20 protein-coding genes are annotated in these 19,128 nt (G+C 60.1%); 14 read left to right on the top strand and 6 right to left on the bottom strand.

From position 1 onward, the window contains the following. Positions 1-23: 23 nt before the first annotated feature. Both sseA and ACEW8J_RS04735 read right to left on the bottom strand, forming a co-directional pair. Positions 24-860 (bottom strand): 3-mercaptopyruvate sulfurtransferase, encoded by an 837-nt coding sequence (sseA, locus tag ACEW8J_RS04740; RefSeq protein ID WP_373490486.1) that lies wholly within the window; start codon positions 858-860, stop codon positions 24-26. Positions 861-1,020: 160 nt separating this feature from the next. Next, a complete protein-coding gene (locus tag ACEW8J_RS04735) occupies positions 1,021-2,142 on the bottom strand; it encodes a hypothetical protein (protein WP_373490485.1) in 1,122 nt (373 codons plus the stop codon). Positions 2,143-2,304: 162 nt separating this feature from the next. Here ACEW8J_RS04735 and queF point away from each other — a divergent pair, with 162 nt between their 5' ends. Next, positions 2,305-2,775, top strand: coding sequence for a preQ(1) synthase (gene queF, locus ACEW8J_RS04730; RefSeq protein ID WP_373490484.1), 471 nt, complete (start codon positions 2,305-2,307; stop codon positions 2,773-2,775). Between the two features lie 56 nt (positions 2,776-2,831). After that, entirely contained in the window at positions 2,832-3,221 is a 390-nt protein-coding gene (locus ACEW8J_RS04725; protein ID WP_373490483.1) for an acyl-CoA thioesterase, read from the top strand. Between the two features lie 469 nt (positions 3,222-3,690). Here ACEW8J_RS04725 and ACEW8J_RS04720 read toward each other — a convergent pair whose 3' ends face one another. The 4 genes from ACEW8J_RS04720 to hflK all read right to left on the bottom strand — a co-directional run bounded on the left by ACEW8J_RS04720 (position 3,691) and on the right by hflK (position 9,094). Beyond that, positions 3,691-5,271, bottom strand: a complete 1,581-nt coding sequence (locus ACEW8J_RS04720; protein ID WP_373490482.1) for a helicase HerA-like domain-containing protein — start codon at positions 5,269-5,271, stop codon at positions 3,691-3,693. 105 nt (positions 5,272-5,376) lie between these two features. Beyond that, entirely contained in the window at positions 5,377-6,924 is a 1,548-nt protein-coding gene (locus ACEW8J_RS04715; RefSeq protein ID WP_373490481.1) for a Do family serine endopeptidase, read from the bottom strand. Between the two features lie 269 nt (positions 6,925-7,193). Beyond that, positions 7,194-8,045: a protease modulator HflC gene (gene hflC, locus ACEW8J_RS04710; RefSeq protein ID WP_373490530.1), complete on the bottom strand. Its 852-nt coding sequence runs from the start codon at positions 8,043-8,045 to the stop codon at positions 7,194-7,196. Further along, positions 8,045-9,094 carry a protease modulator HflK gene (gene hflK / locus ACEW8J_RS04705; RefSeq protein ID WP_373490529.1) on the bottom strand — a complete coding sequence of 350 codons (1,050 nt, stop codon included), beginning with the start codon at positions 9,092-9,094 and terminating at the stop codon, positions 8,045-8,047. The genes hflC and hflK overlap by 1 nt, the downstream gene beginning before the upstream one ends. Before the next feature lie 125 nt (positions 9,095-9,219). Between hflK and ACEW8J_RS04700 the strand changes: the two genes are divergently transcribed. The 12 genes from ACEW8J_RS04700 to ACEW8J_RS04645 form a co-directional block, all read left to right on the top strand. Then, positions 9,220-10,182 carry an Mrp/NBP35 family ATP-binding protein gene (locus tag ACEW8J_RS04700; RefSeq protein ID WP_373490480.1) on the top strand — a complete coding sequence of 321 codons (963 nt, stop codon included), beginning with the start codon at positions 9,220-9,222 and terminating at the stop codon, positions 10,180-10,182. A 17-nt stretch (positions 10,183-10,199) separates the two neighbouring features. Then, a complete protein-coding gene (locus ACEW8J_RS04695) occupies positions 10,200-10,637 on the top strand; it encodes a CoA-binding protein (RefSeq protein WP_373490479.1) in 438 nt (145 codons plus the stop codon). After that, complete coding sequence (locus ACEW8J_RS04690) at positions 10,627-12,915, top strand: molybdopterin cofactor-binding domain-containing protein (RefSeq protein ID WP_373490478.1); 2,289 nt, start codon at positions 10,627-10,629, stop codon at positions 12,913-12,915. Before ACEW8J_RS04695 ends, ACEW8J_RS04690 begins: the two co-directional genes overlap by 11 nt. Positions 12,916-12,917: 2 nt before the next feature. Then, positions 12,918-13,925, top strand: coding sequence for a ferrochelatase (hemH, locus tag ACEW8J_RS04685; protein WP_373490477.1), 1,008 nt, complete (start codon positions 12,918-12,920; stop codon positions 13,923-13,925). Further along, positions 13,916-14,179, top strand: a complete 264-nt coding sequence (locus ACEW8J_RS04680) for a ribbon-helix-helix domain-containing protein (RefSeq protein WP_373490476.1) — start codon at positions 13,916-13,918, stop codon at positions 14,177-14,179. Before hemH ends, ACEW8J_RS04680 begins: the two co-directional genes overlap by 10 nt. 9 nt (positions 14,180-14,188) lie before the next feature. Then, entirely contained in the window at positions 14,189-14,566 is a 378-nt protein-coding gene (gene crcB, locus ACEW8J_RS04675; RefSeq protein ID WP_373490475.1) for a fluoride efflux transporter CrcB, read from the top strand. Beyond that, the gene (locus ACEW8J_RS04670; RefSeq protein WP_373490474.1) at positions 14,563-15,852 is read left to right on the top strand and encodes an RluA family pseudouridine synthase; all 1,290 of its coding nucleotides are present in this window, start codon (positions 14,563-14,565) and stop codon (positions 15,850-15,852) included. Before crcB ends, ACEW8J_RS04670 begins: the two co-directional genes overlap by 4 nt. Before the next feature lies 1 nt (position 15,853). Further along, positions 15,854-15,985, top strand: a complete 132-nt coding sequence (locus tag ACEW8J_RS04665; protein WP_373490473.1) for a hypothetical protein — start codon at positions 15,854-15,856, stop codon at positions 15,983-15,985. Beyond that, positions 15,982-16,638 (top strand): HAD-IA family hydrolase, encoded by a 657-nt coding sequence (locus ACEW8J_RS04660; RefSeq protein ID WP_373490472.1) that lies wholly within the window; start codon positions 15,982-15,984, stop codon positions 16,636-16,638. Before ACEW8J_RS04665 ends, ACEW8J_RS04660 begins: the two co-directional genes overlap by 4 nt. Further along, the gene (locus tag ACEW8J_RS04655) at positions 16,635-16,937 is read left to right on the top strand and encodes a hypothetical protein (protein ID WP_373490471.1); all 303 of its coding nucleotides are present in this window, start codon (positions 16,635-16,637) and stop codon (positions 16,935-16,937) included. Before ACEW8J_RS04660 ends, ACEW8J_RS04655 begins: the two co-directional genes overlap by 4 nt. Further along, positions 16,934-17,632: an ATP12 family chaperone protein gene (locus ACEW8J_RS04650; RefSeq protein WP_373490470.1), complete on the top strand. Its 699-nt coding sequence runs from the start codon at positions 16,934-16,936 to the stop codon at positions 17,630-17,632. The genes ACEW8J_RS04655 and ACEW8J_RS04650 overlap by 4 nt, the downstream gene beginning before the upstream one ends. 55 nt (positions 17,633-17,687) lie before the next feature. After that, positions 17,688-19,128, top strand: a 1,441-nt coding sequence (locus tag ACEW8J_RS04645; protein WP_373490469.1) for an AMP nucleosidase, incomplete at its 3' end; no start/stop codon positions are given.

Raw genomic sequence — 19,128 nt, 5'->3', positions numbered from 1 at the left:
TAGTTCCAGCAGCGTCAGCATCTTCAGGCAGATTCTTTCGGGGTGTCCGCGTCAGCGCCCCATTCGGCCCAGCTGCCATCGTAGAGAGCGGTTTTCTCGGCCCCTGCCAGAGCTGCGGCGAAGGATACAACCGCTGCCGTCATGCCTGACCCACAGGTCGTGACCAGCGGTTTCGAGAGATCGACGCCAGCATCGCTGAAGATAGTCTTGATCTCGTCAGCGCTTTTCCAGGTTCCGTCCGCGCTGAAAAAGCTGCTGTGCGGAATATTGGTCGAGCCTGGGATATGGCCGGACGCTGCGTTTCCGCGCGGGTCGGGTGTTTCGCCGCTGAACCGGTCGGCAGGCCGGGCATCGACCACCTGCTCATTCTTGCTGTGCAGATTGGCGAGCATATCCGCCTTGGTGCGGACATCCTTGTCGTCTTTCCAGACCGTGAAGTGCCGGTGACGCAGCGCTTCCTTGCCGGTTTCCAGAGGGCGGCCTTCGGCTTTCCATTTGGCAATGCCGCCATCAAGAATGGCGACTTCATGGGCACCGAAAATGGTCAGCATCCACCAAGCGCGGGCGGCGCTCTTCAAGGGGCTATCGTCATAGAGCACCACGCGGCTGCCGTCACCAAGGCCAAGCGATTGCATGCGGCTGGCAAATTTTTCAGCCGGAGGTAGCATATTGTCGATCGGTTTGCCGGTGTCGGTCAGTTCGCCAAGATCCATGAACACAGCGCCGGGAATATGGCCAGCCTCATATTCGGCTGCCGGATTGCGCCCGGCATCGGGCATGAATTTTGTCGCATCGACAATCCGCAGATCCGATGCACCCAGTTCGTTGGCCAGCCAGTCGGTCGTTACCAGCAATTCCATAATTAACTCCTCATGCCCGCAAGTATTTGCGCTATTTGTCCCGCCGTTTAGCGATTCGATTTCCAGCCGTCGAGGCTATAACGCATTGCCCCACGAATCCACCGCTTATGTGGTTTTTGTGCATGGCTTGTCGGAATCGTCGCCCGTAATGCGCTGCCTATCAGACCACTTGCAGGGCGCGGTAACCCAATGGTGAAAAACTGCGCGGTCCGAGATCCAGGCGGAACGGCGCCATCTTGGCGCGCGGTGGCTGATGCTCTGTACCGACCATATAGGTGGCGGTCTGAAGATGCTGGAAACCGGATCCATCAGTATATTCGATCGAGATATGAACCAGCGGGACAAACAGGGCCTGGGACCGAAACTCTATCGGCCGGATGGTCGCCAGCGGCACCCGAAATTCAGTGAGAATTTTGTCGTCTGTGCCGGGTGCAAGATTCTGAACCTCGCCCAAAGGCGAGAGATCGATCGAGGCGGGATTGGTGCCGCCATCCTTTTCGGCCTGCACCATCGCCCCGTTGACCTTTATTTCGGTCAGCGAATCGCGACCCTGATTGGCCAGCGTCAGTTCAAAACTCAGGACCGCGTTGATCAATGTCGCATTGGCTGCATGCGGACGGAAATCGAGGGCGATGGTTGGCGCCGGCTGCACGGGTTCCGCGATCGGGGGAGCGGGTTCGGGCGGAGGGGATTCCGTGCGCTCATATACCAGGGCATCGACCTGCTGCGGAGGAGCACGCCGGGCGCGCCAGAATAGCAACGCGCCGAGCATCCCCAGCAGCAGGGCGGCAAAGGAGAGCAGCAGCCATTGATTGGTAGAGGATTCCGGGTCCGGCTCTGCAGCGGTTTGCGCCGATGGCGAGGCGGCGTCTGTTGACGGGTCCATTGGCCCCTGGCGTTCGGCGGCGCCCGGAGAAGCCAGATCCGGTTCCGGTACGGATGGCGATTCTGTATTTTCCGCTCTTGGCGGCACGTCGCTGGCCGGTTGTCGCACGTCATCGCTCGCGCGGTTGGTGGGAGCAGGCACAGCGGCCGAGCGGCTGCTTTCCGGTTCCGGCGAAGGCGGGGGCGCTCGGGCAGGGGTTGCAGTTGGCGGCGGAAGGATGGGGCGGGGCTGCGGCACGTCTTCATCCACTGGTCCCTGCACCACAGCCTCATCGGATCGGCTGCCGGGCCCCGGGGGTAACGAATAGCTTTCAACCGAGGGCCGGTTCTGCGGGATCGGCAGGAGACCATCGTCCGAGGATTGCGCCACGGCCGTCGCGGCCGGGAACAGGCCCAAAATTGCGCCGGTCAGAACCGCCGCGCACCGCTTATTTGTGATTGCTTGAAAAACAGCCCTGTCCTTGTACATTTCCGGAGCGAGATGCCACTGAGGTCACTGAACCGGCGGTGAATATAGAGGAGTGATGACATGAAGCGCCCCGTGTATTAGATGACCTGCATGAGCGACAAATCCACCTCTTCCTCCGACCCGAAATTTCTCGGCAAGGCGAGCGCCATGCCCGCTTCTCCCGATGAGGCGATACTCGACTATGTGCCCAATCCCCGGGCCGGGGATCTTTATCTCGCGCGCTTTGCCGTGCCGGAATTCACGTCGCTTTGTCCGGTCACCGCCCAGCCGGATTTTGCCCATCTGGTCATCGACTATGCGCCGGACCGAACCATCGTCGAATCGAAATCGCTCAAGCTGTTTCTCGGTTCGTTTCGCAATCATGCGGCTTTTCACGAAGATTGCACAGTCGGAATCGGCAGGCGGCTGTTCGATGAAATGCAGCCCCGATGGCTGCGGATTGGTGGCTACTGGTATCCGCGGGGGGGCATTCCGATCGACGTTTTCTGGCAGTCTGGAGAGCCACCGGCGGGTTTATGGGTGCCGGAACAGGGCGTTGCACCTTATCGCGGCCGCGGTTAACGGTCCACAGCGGCTTTTGCCTTTGCAACGTCACAAACAATCCCTATTGTAACGATATGGGTCAACAACATCAGCATAATATTGCCATCGCGGAATCCGACATCGACTTCATGGGGCATGTGAACAACGCCAACTATCTCACCTGGGTGCAGGATGCGGTTGTGGCGCACTGGCAGAAGATCGCCCCATCCGAAGCTGTGGCGACCCATCTCTGGGTCGCGATCAAGCATGAGATTACCTATCGCAAACCGGCTTTTCTGAACGATGATGTGATTGCCGAGGTGCTGCTCGAGAAGGTGCATGGCGCCCGGGCTTTCTACAGCACCATCATCAAGCGGGGCGAGGAAGTGCTCGCCGAGGTTCAGTCCAGCTGGTGCTGCGTCGATGCGGATACGCTGCGACCGACCCGTCTGGCGAAGGATATTGTTGCGCGGTTTTTCGCCTAGAAGCCCTAATGCGAATCCGGCCCCGAAGCGGGGAAGGCGTCTCCAAAGTTTGTCAAAGTTTGGGCCAATGAGCGGTTTCATCTGCACCGGTTGCGGCTTGAACACTTGGCTATTCGGGCTCGCTGCATGATCCAACTCTTGCCCAGATGATTATCGGCAATGGCAGGAGAGGGCCCCTGCTTTCCAGCAAAAGCTTGACGCCGGTGTGCGTTTTTATTTTCTGTGACCTTTGTCCCAAAGGCCCAGATTTCCGGGTTTCCGTGATCGCCGATAGGGCACCGAGTGTGGCCTTTCGGCGGGGGTGGCACAAGATCGGCAAGCCATGTGGTCAGCTTATTCAATCTGTCAAAGAGCCTGTCCCGAACTTGTTTCAGGACTGGCGGCGATCATAAACGATCGGGACGGGTGTAGGAAAGGGCTATCGATGATCAGCGTCCAGGCTTTTGACCGGCCGTTAACCAGTTCGCCCCTAGCGCATCAGGCCGCCGATCAGATTGCGCACGAATCGCCCGGCGACCGGGCCGGCGAGATCGGTCACGACCGAACCGACGGCAGAGGTCACGCCGGTCTGCACCGGATTGGCCCGGGATTTTTTGCCCAGCATGGTTGAGGCAGCCATGCCCGCTGCCGATCCGGCGGCGACCTTGGCGCCGCGGCTGAAAGCCTTTTCCCAGATGCTTTTGCTCTTTCGCGGTTGTTTGCGGACTTCCGCTTCACCCTGTTCTGCCACTTCCCCGGCGGTTGCCGTTGCGTCCAGAATCTTCTGGGCGAGAATCTCTTCGGCGCTGTGCCGGTCGACCGCTTCCAGATATTTGTCTTCAAAGGGCGATATTGAATTGATGATCGCCCGTTCCTTTGCCGTCACCGGCCCGAGACGCGAGCGGGGCGGCTTGATCAGGGTCCGCTGGACAATCGACGGCGCGCCGTCTTCGAGCAGGGTCGAGACCAGCGCCTCACCAACGCGCAATTCGGTGATGGCCTGTTCGACATCAAGGTCGGGGTTGATCCGAAACGTGTCGGCGGCAGCCTTGATCGCCTTTTTGTCACGAGGGGTGAAGGCGCGCAGGGCATGTTGCACGCGGTTGCCCAGTTGGCCCGCAACCTTTTGGGGAATGTCGACCGGGTTCTGGGTGATGAAATAGACGCCGACGCCCTTTGAACGGATCAGGCGCACGACCTGTTCGATCTTGTCTTCCAGTGCCTTGGGTGCGTCGTCAAACAGCAAATGGGCTTCATCAAAGAAAAAGACCAGCTTCGGTTTTTCCGGATCGCCGACTTCCGGCAGGCTCTCGAACAGCTCGGCGAGCAGCCAGAGCAGAAATGTGGCGTAGAGTTTGGGACTGCGCATCAGCTGGTCGGCAGCGAGGATATTGATATAGCCGCGACCCTGATCGTCGCACTGGATGAAGTCATCAATCTCCAGCGCCGGCTCGCCGAAAAACTGGCCCGCACCTTGGCTGTCCAGCTGCAACAATTGACGCTGGATCGTGCCAACGCTGGCCTTGGTCACATTGCCATATCGAGCGGACAGTTGCTGAGCATTCTCAGCCGTATAGGCGAGCATCGCCTGCAGATCGTCGAGGTTCAGCAGCAGCAATCCCTCTTCATCGGCAAACCGGAACACGATGTTGAGCACCCCTTCCTGGGTCTCGTTCAAATCCATCAGGCGCGCGAGCAACAGCGGCCCCATTTCCGAGATGGTGGTGCGGATCGGGTGGCCCTGCTTGCCGTAAAGATCCCAGAATATCGCGGGATTGTCGGAATAGGCATAGTCGCTCATGCCCAGTTCCCTGGCCCGTTCTTCCAGCTTGTCGGCATGTTTGAACTGCGCGGATCCCGCCATCGCAATCCCTGCGAGATCGCCTTTTACATCGGCGACAAAGACCGGCACGCCATTGGCGGAAAAGCTCTCTGCCAGTCCCTGCAAGGTGACGGTTTTTCCGGTACCGGTGGCTCCGGCGATCAGGCCATGTCGATTGGCACGGGACAGGTTGAGGCTTTGCCGTTCGCCGCCACCCAGTCCCAGGAATATTTCTGTTGCATCGGTCACCGGCGAATCCCCCTTTGATCCCGTTCAAGCCCTTGCCAATCTTGACGCAAAAAAAAGGCCAGCGTCAAGCGCCGGCCTATTTCTGTTACGTATGTTTATAAGCGTTTAGCCATCCTGCAGACGGACCGCGACAAATATCGGATCGCGCGCGCCGCGCCGAACTTGCAGTAGAACCGCTCCTCGGTTCGAGCTTTTCGCACTGTTGATCGCACTATCCAGTTCAGAAGCGTTGGTCACCGGTTGCCGGTTGACACTGGTGATTAGAAAACCGCGTCTGATCCCTTTCTGGGCCGCATCGCTGTTCGGATTGACCGTCGACACGACAACGCCTTTTTGCGTCGAAGGGACGCCGATTTGGCGCGCGATTGCCGGAGTCAGATCGACCACCGACAAGCCCAATGCATCGGCGGTTGCTTGTGCACTCGCGCCATTGTCATCCTGGCCCAAGGCGTTGTCTTCCGCGTCCGGATCGAAACTATTGACGGCCAGCTCTTCTTCGGAAGGACGCTTGCCGAGCTTGGCATTGACCTTGATTGTCTTGCCATTGCGCACCAGTTCGATCGGAACGTCTGTGCCGATTGGCAGATTGGCAACCAGATAGGACAAGGTCCGGTCCGGGGTAACCGATTTGCCATTGACCTTGGTAATTACGTCACCCGCCTGAATGCCGGCTTTCTGTGCTGCTTCACCTGGTTCGACCCGTTGCACAAACTCGCCGGTATTTTTTTCCAATCCAAGCGAGTCTGCCAAGTCTTCCGAAAGCGCGCTGATCTGGACGCCCAGATAGCCGCGCTCGATCGTCTGTCCCTTTTTCAGCGTTTCCACGATCGGAGCCGCGACCTCAGCCGGAATGGCAAAGCCAATTCCGACATTGCCGCCGGTTGGCGAGATGATCGCATTGTTAATGCCGATGACATTGCCGTTGAGATCGAACATGGGTCCGCCGCTATTGCCGCGGTTGATCGATGCGTCGGTCTGAAGGAAGCGGTCATAGGCGCCGCCCTGACCGGTATTCCGGTGAATTGCGGAGAGGATGCCCGTGGTAACCGTGCCACCCAGGCCAAAGGGATTGCCGATCGCAATCACCCAGTCACCAACGCGGGCAGAACTGCTGTCACCGAATTTGACGAAGGGCAGAGGCTTGTTGGCCTTGATCTTCAGAACCGCAATGTCGGACGCAGCGTCACGGCCGACCAGTTCGGCCACATATTCGGTGCGATCGGGCATGATCACGGTAATCGATTCGATCGTCGCGTTGCGGTTGCCCGGGGCGACCACATGATTGTTGGTGACGACATAGCCATCAGCCGAAATAATGAAACCCGAACCCAGAGACTGCGCCTGGCGGGTTTGTGTGCCGCCATCGGCACCGGGGCGGTTGCCGAACAGGCCGTCAAAGGGCGTGCCGGCAAAGGGGTTGTTCGTGTTGACGCGGACGCGCTGGGTGGTGGAGATATTGACCACGGCGGGCTGCAATTGTTCGGTCAGATCGGCAAAACTCATCGGCGCGCCAGCGCGCGGGGCGACGCTGCGCATTACCGAGCTGTCATTGGCGGCGGTCTGTGCTCCAGCCGGACCAATGCCGGCCAGGGTTGCTGCACTGCCGGCCACAAGCAAAGCTGCTGAAATTCCGTAAGCGTAACGCACTGTCATTTTCCTCTCAAATTCCTGGCGGAACAAATAAAGGATTCCCGCCAAATCCGTTCAAAACCGCGAAATTACTGGCGCAATTTGCATGAACGGAAATTGAATATTGGCATATTTGTTCGCCGATCATGATCGCAATTCTGCGCGGTCATCCCAATGCCTATCTATTTGGGTTCCCGCCAACCGTTGCGCAAGCCGGAAATCGACGTTTGACCGAAAAAAACCGGCCTTACGCAGAAAAGATGACATTTGTAGTCGACGGATCCCGATCGCGATCAATTGCCCCGGAACTGACGCAGATATTCATTGTCCGGCGAAAGCACGAACGAACTTTGCGGATCATCCGGACCACCGCCCTGGAAGGTCGTTTCATAACTCTTCATTGCGCGGTAGAAATCATAGAAGTCCGCGTCCTTGCCAAAACTCTCGGCATAGGTTCTTGCGGCGCTCGCATCGGCTTCGGCGCGAATGATCTGTGCCTGTTTTGCCCCCTGTGCCCGAATGGTCCGCGCTTCCTGATCACGCGCGGTCCGCATCCGCTGATAGGCGCTTTCGAGCGGCGTACCGTCGGGCAGATCGGCGCGCTTGATCCGCACATCGACAATTTCTGCGCCATATTGGCGGGCAACCCGGTTGAGACCGGCCTGGATATTATCCATCACCTGGCCACGTTCCGGACTGAGCAGCGCAGCAAAAGGTCGCTTGCCGAGTTCGTTTCTCAGCGCCGATCCGAGGATCGGGCGAAGCTCGTCCGACACGCGCGCTTCGCTGCCTGCTGCGATATACATGCGCAAGGGATCGGTGACACGGTATCGGGCAAAAGCATCGACCTGCAAGCGAAGCTGGTCCGTCGACAGAACCTGCTGCTGTTCCATCTCGACGTCGAGAATGCGTTTGTCGATCCATACGATCTGCTCGAAAAATGGTATTTTGGCAATCAGGCCCGCGCCGGTCGCGCCAAAGCTCTCGCCCGACTGGTAGCGATTGACGATTCGCTTCGGTTCGCCAAGCTGGACAACGACGCCTTGCCGCGTTTCGGGCACGATGACGATCGTATTGAGCAGGATGAACAGGGCGGCGATGATGATCACGCCGAGCGCAACGGGATTTTGTATGATCCGTCCCATCATTTCGGCTCCACGGCGGTAACCGCCGGCTGCTGCGCGCGTTTCTGCAATTCCGGCAGAGCCAGATAAGGCGTAATACCTCTTGCTTCGATTACCGTCTTGTCGACCTTGGACAATACTCGCTCCATTGTTTCATAATACATCCGCTGCCGGGTCACCCTCGGTGCCAGCCGATATTCCTCATAAACCTTGTCAAAGGCGGCGGATTCACCCTGAGCCTGGGCGGTCAGCTGTTGCGCATAGGCCCGGGCTTCGTTGAGATAGGTTTGCGCTGTCTGCTGAGCAGCGGACACTTCCTTAAAGGCATCGTTGACCGCCGCCGGGGGATCGGCCTTCTTGATCGCGATACCGCGGATGACAACGCCAGCGCCATAGCCATCAAGCAGTTGCTGCATATTCTGCTCGACCTGCTGTTCGATGTCGGTCCGCTGCGCACCGATCGTGTCATCCAGCGTAAAATTCGCGACCGCTGCGCGCATTGCCGCTTCCGCGACCTCCATGATCGTTTCTTCCGGTTCGGCGATCTGGAACAGGAACAGTTCCGGGGCCTTGATGTTCCAGCGCACCGAATAGGCAAGGTCGACAATATTCTGATCGCCGGTCAGGATCAGCTTTTCGGCTTCCCCCTCCGGAATATCGATCGTCCGGATATCCTCGACATCAAGCTTGGTGACCTGTTCGAGCGGAGTGGGCAGCGAAAAGTGCAGGCCGGGCTGCATGGTCCGCGAATAGGAGCCCAGGAAGGTCACGACGCCGCGTTCCTGCGGGCTGACGCGGTGGATGCTGGTGAGCAGCACCCAAAGAACGATGAAGGCAATGGCTATCAGTGGCCACCAGGACCGTCCGCCGGGACGTTTGGGAAGGCCGCCTCCGAAACCGCCGCCGGCGCCTCTTTTGAACAGTTCTTCGAGCGAGCTCGCGCCCTTGCGTCCGCCACCGGACGGCCGGCCCGCAGGGCTGCCCCAGGGGTTGCGGGGACCGCCGCCATTGCCGTTGCCACCATCGTTGCCGCTGTCGCCGTTATTGCCCCAGGGGCCAGCCATGTTCATGATGGTGCCCAAAATCGATCTGCGGCGCGCTTCGCCGTCAATATTTTTATCCATTGTTTCTTTATAGGTAGCAAGCCGCCAGAAAAACAGTGTCAATCCGAGAAAAGTGTAACTATGTCGATCCGATGACCGATATTTCCTCCATCGAAGCGGCATTGGACGATGTCGCCAAAGGCCGTTTCAGCGCCGTAAAATATGCTCAGGACCGGATTACGCTGGTGCTCAATGTCGGCGGTCTGGATGTCCGCGAACGCGGCCAGATCGAGATTGCCGTGAAAGCTGCCTTGCTGAAACTGGACGGCGTCGAGACAGTCGCTATCGCCATGACCGCCGAGAAGGTGGAGCGCCGTCTGATCGCCGTGGCCAGTGGTAAAGGCGGCGTGGGCAAGTCTACGCTTTCCGCCAATCTGGCGATTGCCATGCAGCGTCTGGGCCGCAAGGTGGGGATGGTTGACGCCGATATATATGGGCCGTCGCAGCCCCGCCTCCTGCATTGCGAGGGACGGCGGCCCGAGGCCGAGGGCAAGCAGTTGATCCCGGTTCCCACAGATTATCATGTGCCTGTCCTGTCCATGGGCCATCTGGCGAAGCCCGGCCAGGCCATCGCCTGGCGCGGGCCGATGGCGGGCAAGGCACTTGATCAGCTGATCGATGCCCATTGGGGGGATGTCGAGGAACTGATCGTCGATATGCCGCCGGGCACCGGCGACGTGCAACTGTCAATGATGCAGAATCACAAGCCGGTCGGCGCGGTGATCGTTTCGACGCCGCAGGATCTGGCGCTGATGGATGCGACCCGGGCGGTGGACCTGTTCAACCAGGCCAAGATTCCGATCATCGGCATGGTCGAGAATATGGCCGGTTATCAATGTCCGCATTGTGGCGAGATCAGCGATCCCTTTGGCGCGGGGGGAGCGGAAGCCGCTGCCAGGACGATGGGCATGCCCTTTCTCGGCAGAATTCCACTTGATATCGAGATTCGCAAGTCCAGCGATGGCGGTACACCTCCGGCTTGCGCTGACGATGTGCACGGACAGGCTTTCCGTGATATTGCCGAGAAACTCGCCGCATGGCTCGACAAGCATTAGCCGGAAGGAAGACCGATATGCTGCTGGAAAGCGATCAGGATATAGCCGCCTTGCTGACGTCGACACGGCGGATCGCCCTGGTTGGCGCATCGGCCAAGCCCGAGCGGGCCAGCAACGATGTGTTCCGTTTTCTGCTCGGACAGGGCTATGATGTGATCCCGGTCAACCCCCTTCTCGCCGGTCAAGAATTGCACGGCGTACCGGTGGCGGCATCGCTGGCGGATATCGATGGCGATATCGATATGGTTGATATTTTTCGCAACAGCGCGGCCGCTGGCGAAGCGGTTGACGAAGCCATAGCGGTCGGGGCCAAATCGGTCTGGATGCAGCTTGGCGTGATTAATGACGACGCGGCCGGGCGCGCGATAGACGCGGGGCTGAAGGTCGTGATGGACCGTTGTCCGAAAATCGAAATCCCCCGCCTCGGCCTGCCAAAGAAGACCCATGGCGGCTGAAGCGGACATCGATCAGGCCGAGAATGCATCCACCGGATTGAATCGCCGCAAATTTCTGATCGGGGGAGGGGCCGCTGGCGGCCTCCTGGTCGCCTGGGCGTTCTGGCCGCGCACCTATGCGCCCAATCTGGCTGCGACCGAGAATGAGGAGATTTTCGGCGCCTTTCTGAAGATATCCGAGGCCGGGCAGGTGACGGTGGTGGTGCCGCAAAGCGAAATGGGTCAGGGAGTCTATACCGTCCTGCCGCAAATACTGGCTGATGAACTGGGCGCGGACTGGCGCACCGTCGCGGTCGAACCTGCGCCGATCAATCCGCTGTACAACAACGATGTGCTAGCCGAGCAATGGGCAGAGGCGCTGATGCTCGCGGACACCGAACAACTGGCTGAAAATGGTGCAGTCCGCTGGGTTGCGCAAAATGTGATGATCCGCGAACCGTTCATGCTGACGGCGGATTCCACGTCAATCCCCGCCTTTGCCGCAGGGTTTCGTGAGGCCGGAGCGGCAGCGCGCATATTGCTGACCAAGGCGGCGGCTGCCCGGTGGGATGTGGCCTGGGAGATCTGCACGGTCGAAAACGGTTTTGTTCTGAACGGCGACAAGAAACTGCGGTTCGGCGAACTGGTGCGCGATGCGGTAACCCAGTCGCTGCCCGATCCCGTGCCGTTGCGACCGGCTGGTGCGGGCAATCTGATCGGTCAGGATGTCCCGCGTCTTGATCTGCCGAGCAAGCTCGATGGTTCGGCCAATTTTGCCGGAGACATCCGGCTGCCGGACATGGTCTTCGCCTCGATCCGGCAAGGCCCGATTGGCGACACCCGCCTGAAGTCTTTCAATCGCGAGGGTGCCAGCAAGATCACCGGCTTTATCGATGTGGTCAATGGCGGGAAATGGATCGCCGCCGTGGCGACCAACTGGTGGGCTGCCAATCGTGCGCTGGACAAGATGAGTCCGGTTTTCGAGACCAGGGGGTTTCTGGCTGACAGCGAAAAGATCGACACGGCCTTGCGAGAGGCACTGGATGGCGGGCCGGCTATCCGCTTCCTGTCGCGCGGCGACACCAAGACGATGTTCACGCCGGACAATCTGTTTCAGGCCCGATACCAAGCCGATGCCGCCTTGCATGCGCCGATTGAAACACGCACGGCCACGGCCCAATATACGGCTGGCGGGCTGGAGCTGTGGATGGCGACGCAGGCACCGGTTGCAGCCGTGCGGGCCGCGGCAGAGATGTTGAATATCGGGCAGGACCGGGTCACGCTTTACCCAATGCTCAGCGGCGGCTCGTTTGACCGCAATCTCGACAGCGATATTGCCGGTCAGGCCGCTTTTATTGCCCGGCAAATGGGGCGACCGGTCCAGCTGGTCTGGTCCCGGGCCGAGGATTTGATGCAGGATCATTACCGGGCACCGAGCCACGCGCGGCTTGATGCCGCCATGGAAAAGGCCGGGCGCGTCACCGCGATGCAGATCAAGATTGCCGCGCCGCCGTCTGCCCGCGAGCAGGTCAGGCGGCTGTTTGACGGCTCGGACAAGGTGTCGGCGATGCGTTCGTCGATCGGCGAGGCCGATAGCAAGGCGGTTGCCGGCCTCGACATTCCCTATGATATTCCCAACCTGACGGTCGACCATCATAGCGCCTTCGTGGGCGTACCCACCGGTAACTGGCGCAGCAACGCCCATAGCAGCAATATATTCTATCTCGAATCCTTCGTCGATGAACTGGCGGCGAAGGCCGGCATAGAACCCTTGTCCTTTCGCATGCAGATGATGAACAACCAGCCGCGACTGGCCCGGTGCCTTTCGGGCGTCGCCGCAATGGCCGGATGGGACGGCGGTCTGGATAACAGCGGCCAGGGTATCGCCTGTCACAGCATGCGCGGCGGCTATATCGCCGTCATTGCGAGCGCGAGCAGAGGCCCGGCTGGTCTGGCGGTGCGCCGTATTTCGGCAACCGTCGATATTGGCCGGATCATTCATCCCGATATCGCCCGGCAGCAGATTGAAGGCGGCATCATATTCGGACTGGCAATGGCGCTCGGCAGCGCCACCCAATTTCAGAACGGGCTGCCAACAGCGAAGCGGCTCAGCGACCTGTCCTTGCCGCGAATGGCGGAGACACCGCCGATCCAGATCGAATTCATCAGAAGCGAGGAAGAGCCAGTGGGTTATGAAGAGCTCGGCGTGCCGGCGGTCGCCCCGGCGGTCGCCAATGCGCTATTCTCGGCAACCGGTATCCGCCTCCGGCAATTGCCACTTTTCGGGGAAGTATCATAATCATGCGTGAAACGGGGCCATTGCCAAAGGATCATCCGCCGGTTGCGGCGAAGAAAATCGGCCTGTTGCTGGTCAATCTCGGCACGCCCGATGCACCGGACAAGCAATCGGTCAAACGCTATCTCAAGCAGTTCTTGTCGGACAAGCGGGTGGTCGAGATTCCGTCGATCATCTGGCAGCCGATCTTGCGCGGCGTGATTCTCAATACCAGGCCGGCAAAATCCGCTGAAGCCTATCAACTGGTCTGGACCGAAGATGGTTCGCCGCTGGCTTTCTATACCCACAAGCAGGCCGAAAGGCTTGCCGGGAAAATCGATGGCGTGATGGTTGACTGGGCGATGCGCTATGGCAATCCCAGTATCGGGACCCGGCTCAATGCGATGAAGGCGGCGGGTTGTGACCGGATATTGATCGCGCCGCTTTACCCGCAATATAGCGGTGCGACAACGGCCAGCGTTCACGACGCGGTGTTTGACGCGATTGCTGCCATGCGCTGGCAACCGGCGATCCGGCTGCTGCCGGCCTATCATGATGACCCGGCCTATATTGATGCGCTGGCGACCAGCCTCGAACGGGATATTGCCGCACTGGATTTCGAACCGGATGCGATCGTCGCCAGTTTTCACGGCATGCCGCAACGCACCCTGGAAATGGGTGATCCCTATCATTGTCATTGCCAGAAAACCGCTCGACTGCTGTCGGAGAAAATGGGCAAGGAATTGATCGTGGCGTTCCAGTCGCGCTTTGGCCGAGCAAAATGGCTTGGCCCCCCGACCGATGAAATATTGGAGGCGCTGCCCGGTCAGGGGAAGAAGAATATCGCGATTTTCGCGCCGGGATTTTCCAGCGACTGCCTTGAAACCTGCGAAGAGCTGGCGATTCGAGGCAAGGAACAGTTCGAATCCGGCGGCGGTGAAAATTTCGCCTATCTGCCTTGCCTGAATGACAGTGACATCAGCATCAATATGCTGGAGCAATTGGTACGGCGGGAATTGTCCGGGTGGATCTAGGAAAAGCCGATATCTTCCATCCGCCGGTGAAGCGCAGCATCACGATTGCCGGACATCAAACGTCCATTTCCCTGGAACCGTTGTTCTGGGATCTGCTGAAAGCGGCCGCCGATCATCGGGATCTGCCGCTCAACGCATTGGTCGCCCGGATAGACGTCGAGCGGATCACGGCGGAGCAGCCGCCGGGCCTTGCCACCGCCATCCGCTTGTGGCTCACCAATGATCTGCTTGGAAAAATGCGTCAAGCCGACTAAGGGACGGCCATGAACGCGACCCTTCTTGTTATGACAGGCGGTGCCATTGGCGCTGCTGGCCGCTATCATCTCGGGCGCTGGCTGTTTCAAGCGGGTGGCATGGGCTTTCCCTATGCGACCCTGGTGGCCAATGTGGCTGGCGGTTTCTTGATGGGCGTGCTGGCGGGCGTGCTGGCGCGCAGCGATTTTGTCGACGAGCCCTGGCGGCTGCTGCTTGGCGTGGGTCTGCTGGGCGGTTTTACAACTTTTTCGGCCTTCAGTCTGGAGCTACTCAATATGATCGAGCGAAGCGAATGGGGCACCGCGATCGGTTACGCCCTGCTCTCTGTCATCGGTTCGGTGCTGGCTCTGTTTGCTGGCCTGATGACGGTCAGGGCGCTGGCATGAGCGGCTTTGATCCCACGGCTGAAAGCGGCTCCGAGGAAGAAGAACCCCAGGGTTCGGCGAAAGAGCAGAAGCAGGCGCTGAAAACGCTGGATGTCCGGCAGTTCACGATATCCGCCGATGACGATGATATTCGTGTGGATCGCTGGTTCAAGCGGCATATGGATGATGTGCCGTTCAACATCGTTTCGCGCTGGGCGCGGACCGGTCAATTGCGGCTGGATGGCAAAAGAGTGGCACCGGGCGACCGCATAAACGCCGGTCAGATATTGCGCGTACCACCGCAGGAAATCGAACGGCCGGGGCGCGTGGCGAAAGCCAAGAGCGATTTGTCGCAGGACCAGATCGATTTTGCCCGCGAGCTGGTGATTCACAAGGACAAGTCGGCGCTGATCGTGAACAAGCCTCCCGGCCTGGCCACGCAGGGCGGCAGCAAGACCACCACCCATCTCGACGGCCTGCTCGACGCCCTGACCTTCGATGCCAAATCTCGGCCCAAGCTGGTCCACCGGCTCGACAAGGATACCAGCGGGGTGATCCTGCTGGCGCGGTCGCCGGGCGCTGCCGCTTTTTTCTCCAAGCGCTTTTCCGGTCGGGACGTCCGCAAGGTTTACTGGGCAATCGTCATGGGCGTGCCGGAAATCGCCGACGGCGTGATCGACCTGCCGCTTTCGAAACAGCCGGGTTCCGGCGGCGAGAAAATGCATGTCGACGAAGAAAACGGGCAGTCGGCCAAGTCGCGCTACCGGATCATCGAACGGGCCGGCAACCGCGCCTGCTGGGTCGAACTGCAGCCGCACACCGGGCGCACCCATCAGTTGCGCGTGCACATGGCAGCAATCGGCCATCCGATCGTCGGCGACGGCAAATATGGCGGCAAGGACGCGTTTCTGACCGGCACGATCAGCCGCAAGATGCACTTGCACGCGCGGCGGCTGCGGATCGAGCATCCCGACGGCCACAATCTCGACGTGACTGCCGACCTGCCGACCCATTTTGCCGAAACGATCGATAATCTCGGCCTCGACCTGATCCTGGGCGATCTGCCGCTCGACGAGAAAAAACCGGCCGGCAAGATGGTGCGCAAGCAGCAGGCCAAGGCGCACGCCAAGATGATCCGCAAGGACAAGCGCGGGGAACGCCGCGGCCGCGGCGAGACGGAAGGCAAGCCGGCAAAGGCCGGCAAGCCGACCAAGCGGGAACGGCCCAATGCCGGCAAAGCGACGCACAAGAAAAACATGCCGCACAAGGCCAAGGTCAAGCAGGCACTGCACAAGAAGCCCAAATAACATGCGTCCCGATTCCACCCTCCTGTGGCCCTGGGCCGCCAATGACCGCCAGCTTGTCGACGAGCGGGCCGAGGTGGCGATCAAGCTTTGCTGCGCCACCGTGCCGCTGATGCGGCCGTTCGGCAGGCCATGACCAGCAAGCTCGCCCTGTTCGACTGCGACGGTACGATGGTCGATAGCCAGGCCAATATCTGTATCTCGATGGATCAGGCCTTTGAACAACACGGCCTGGTACCCCCGAACCATCATCTGGTCCGGCGGATTGTCGGGCTGAGCCTGATCGAGGCGGTGACCCGGTTGCTGCCGGAGGGCGACGAAGCGACCGTCGCCGCGGTGACGCAGTCCTACAAGGATGGCTTCTCTGCGCTGCGCCAGAACGGCGGGCTTCATGAGCCGCTTTATGACGGGCTGCTGCAGGCACTGGAAGAACTGGAAGCATCGGGCTGGGTCCTGGGTGTGGCTACCGGCAAGTCGGACCGGGGACTCCGCCATGTGCTGGAAACCCATGGCCTGACGGATCGTTTTGTGACGCTGCAGACCGCTGACCGGCATCCGTCCAAGCCCCATCCGGCGATGGTCGAACTGGCGATGGCCGAAGCGGGCGCGACGCCGGAAACCACGGCGATGATCGGCGATACCAGTTTTGACATGGCGATGGCGGTCAATGCCAGGGTGCGCGCCGTCGGGGTCGACTGGGGCTATCATGACGAGCAGGAACTGATCGAAGCCGGAGCGGAAATTGTTGCAGCCAACATGGCCGACCTGAATGGAATATTGAACCGATGACCGAACCGATCGACGAACAGAGCGAATATGTGCCGGATCCCGAAAAGGAAAAGCAGGCGAAGGCGGTGCATTTCATGGTCAGTATGATCCGCCTGCTCGGCGTCATATTGGTGATGCTGGGGCTGGCGATCGTGCTGGATCGGCTGCCGCCCATGCCGCCGCCGGTGGGCTATGTGCTGATCCTGCTCGGACTGGTGCAAATGTGGGTCGCGCCGGTCTGGATCATCCGCAAATATGTTCGCGCCCGCGTGGCCGAAGAGGAGATCGCCAAGGCCGCCCAAGGCACAGACGCTCCGTGAAACGCTTCTACAAGCAGGTATCGGTCGCGCCAGCCGGCGAGGCCTATGCCATCACGCTTGACGAACGTCCGGTGAAGACGCCGCAGCGCAATGGGCTGGCCGTGCCTTCATCTGCTTTGGCCGATGCGATTGCCGCGGAATGGGCAGCGCAGGACGAGGATATCATTCCCGCGACGATGCCGCTGACCGGACTGGCGCAAGGCGCGCTGGATCAGGTCGAGAGCCAGCGCGACTGGATTGTCGGTCGCATCGCTGCCTTTGCCGACAGCGACATGCTCTATTATCGCGCGGACCAGAGCCAGCAGGCGCTGATCGACCATCAGGCGGACCGTTGGGATCCGTTGCTCGACTGGGCGCGGCAACGCTATGATGTCAGCTTCAATCTGATCCACGGCATCAGATACGAGGCGCAGCCGGAAGAAACGATCGAGCGGCTGACCATGGCGGTCGAAGCGCAGGATGATTTCACCGTGGCGGCGATGCTGGCGCTGGTCGGATTGTCCGGCTCCCTGATCGCGACTCTGGCGCTGGTTGAGCAGGCTCGTGATGCCGATATGTTGTGGCCGCTGGTCAATCTCGAGGAGCTTTGGCAGGAACAGCAATGGGGCCGCGACGATCAGGCGGTGATGACGCGCAATATCAAGCAGGCCGAGTTTCAGGCGGCGGCGCGCTTTGTGGAACTGTCCCGTACATAGGTTTTCCCTTTGTCATATTTTTCCGTTACAGGATTGAAACTGTAACGGAGACTGCATGACAACCAAATCCACCTTATGCGCCACTCCCGCCGAAGCGGTCGCCCTGCTTGAAAAACTCTATACCGAACAGATTGAAATAACGGCGGCCCGCTTTCGCCGCTATGCGAAATCCAAACTGGCCAAGGATGACCGCCTGCAGGGTCTTTACCCGCAGATCAGCGTCGAAATTCCCGCCGATCAGGCGACCGAAACCAGCCATCTGGCGTCTGGCCATCTGGCGGATATCAACATCTATCGCACGACAATCACCGAGCCGAAGCTGTACCGCACCTATCTGCTCGACCAGTTGCAGCGGATCGCGAATACCTTCACCGCGAAAATCCATGTCGAACTTTCCGACACGCCGATTCCGCTGGCCTTTGCCCTGGAGGATGCGGGTGCCGGGCTCGACCGGGCAAAGAAGGAAAAGCTGCCCCATTATTTTCACACGCCCAATCTGGTCAAGACCAATGACGAGATTGTCGACGGCGGACAGATTTTCCAGGGCGAGGAAGCGTCGGCGCTGTCCCTGTTCACGGCCGAGCGGGTCGACTATTCGCTGCACCGGATCCGCCATTATTGCGCGACCGACCCCGAACATTTTCAGCCGTTCATCCTGTTCACCAATTATCAGCGCTATGTCGACGAATTTGTCGAACATGGTCTGGCGGAGCTGAAGTCCGGCAAGGCGAGCATGCTGGTCGAGCCGGGCAACCGGATCACCGCCGGCGACGGGAAGCCGTCCGCTCCGCCGATCGCCAAGCCTCCGCAGATGCCCGCTTATCATCTGGTGCGCAGCGACGGTCGGCCCGGCGTGACCCTGGTCAATATCGGCGTCGGCCCGAGCAATGCGAAGACGATCACCGACCATCTCGCGGTGCTGCGCCCGCATGTCTGGCTGATGATCGGCCATTGCGGCGCGCTGCGCCGGACGCAGAGGCTGGGCGACTATGTGCTCGCCCACGCCTATCTGCGCGACGATAATGTGCTCGACGATGTGCTGCCGCCGAGCATCCCGTTGCCGACCATTGCCGAAGTGCAGCTGGCGCTGACCCGGGCGGTGCAGGAAGAAACCGGGATCGACCAGTCAAAGCTCAAGCAGCAATTGCGCACCGGCACCGTCGTCACCACCGGCGACCGCAACTGGGAGCTGCGCTTCGAACAGATTGCCAAGCGCCTCAACCAGTCCCGTGCCATCGCCATCGACATGGAGAGCGCAACGGTGGCGGCCAACGGCTATCGTTACCGGGTGCCCTACGGGACCTTGCTCTGCGCCTCCGACAAGCCGCTGCACGGCGAGATCAAGCTGCCTGGCATGGCCGATGCCTTCTATCAGGAGCGGGTCGGCCAGCATCTGGCGATCGGCCTGCGCGCGATCGAGCTGCTGGCAAAAGAGGCCGATGCGGGGACGTTGCACAGCCGGAAATTGCGGAGTTTCGGGGAGCCGCTGTTTCGGT

The organism is Parasphingorhabdus sp., from assembly GCF_041748495.1.
Taxonomy (GTDB): Bacteria; Pseudomonadota; Alphaproteobacteria; order Sphingomonadales; family Sphingomonadaceae; genus Parasphingorhabdus.
This window is presented reverse-complemented; position numbering and strand designations above follow the sequence as displayed.

Coding starts and splice junctions, on each gene's coding strand:
- crcB (WP_373490475.1), top strand. CDS start 14,189: ATGAACGCGACCCTTCTTGTTATGACAGGCGGTGCCATTGGCGCTGCT.
- hflC (WP_373490530.1), bottom strand. CDS start 8,045: ATGGGACGGATCATACAAAATCCCGTTGCGCTCGGCGTGATCATCATC.
- ACEW8J_RS04665 (WP_373490473.1), top strand. CDS start 15,854: ATGCGTCCCGATTCCACCCTCCTGTGGCCCTGGGCCGCCAATGACCGC.
- ACEW8J_RS04670 (WP_373490474.1), top strand. CDS start 14,563: ATGAGCGGCTTTGATCCCACGGCTGAAAGCGGCTCCGAGGAAGAAGAA.
- ACEW8J_RS04715 (WP_373490481.1), bottom strand. CDS start 6,924: ATGACAGTGCGTTACGCTTACGGAATTTCAGCAGCTTTGCTTGTGGCC.
- queF (WP_373490484.1), top strand. CDS start 2,305: ATGAGCGACAAATCCACCTCTTCCTCCGACCCGAAATTTCTCGGCAAG.
- ACEW8J_RS04700 (WP_373490480.1), top strand. CDS start 9,220: ATGACCGATATTTCCTCCATCGAAGCGGCATTGGACGATGTCGCCAAA.
- ACEW8J_RS04725 (WP_373490483.1), top strand. CDS start 2,832: ATGGGTCAACAACATCAGCATAATATTGCCATCGCGGAATCCGACATC.
- ACEW8J_RS04695 (WP_373490479.1), top strand. CDS start 10,200: ATGCTGCTGGAAAGCGATCAGGATATAGCCGCCTTGCTGACGTCGACA.
- ACEW8J_RS04660 (WP_373490472.1), top strand. CDS start 15,982: ATGACCAGCAAGCTCGCCCTGTTCGACTGCGACGGTACGATGGTCGAT.
- hflK (WP_373490529.1), bottom strand. CDS start 9,094: ATGAACATGGCTGGCCCCTGGGGCAATAACGGCGACAGCGGCAACGAT.
- sseA (WP_373490486.1), bottom strand. CDS start 860: ATGGAATTGCTGGTAACGACCGACTGGCTGGCCAACGAACTGGGTGCA.
- ACEW8J_RS04690 (WP_373490478.1), top strand. CDS start 10,627: ATGGCGGCTGAAGCGGACATCGATCAGGCCGAGAATGCATCCACCGGA.
- ACEW8J_RS04655 (WP_373490471.1), top strand. CDS start 16,635: ATGACCGAACCGATCGACGAACAGAGCGAATATGTGCCGGATCCCGAA.
- hemH (WP_373490477.1), top strand. CDS start 12,918: ATGCGTGAAACGGGGCCATTGCCAAAGGATCATCCGCCGGTTGCGGCG.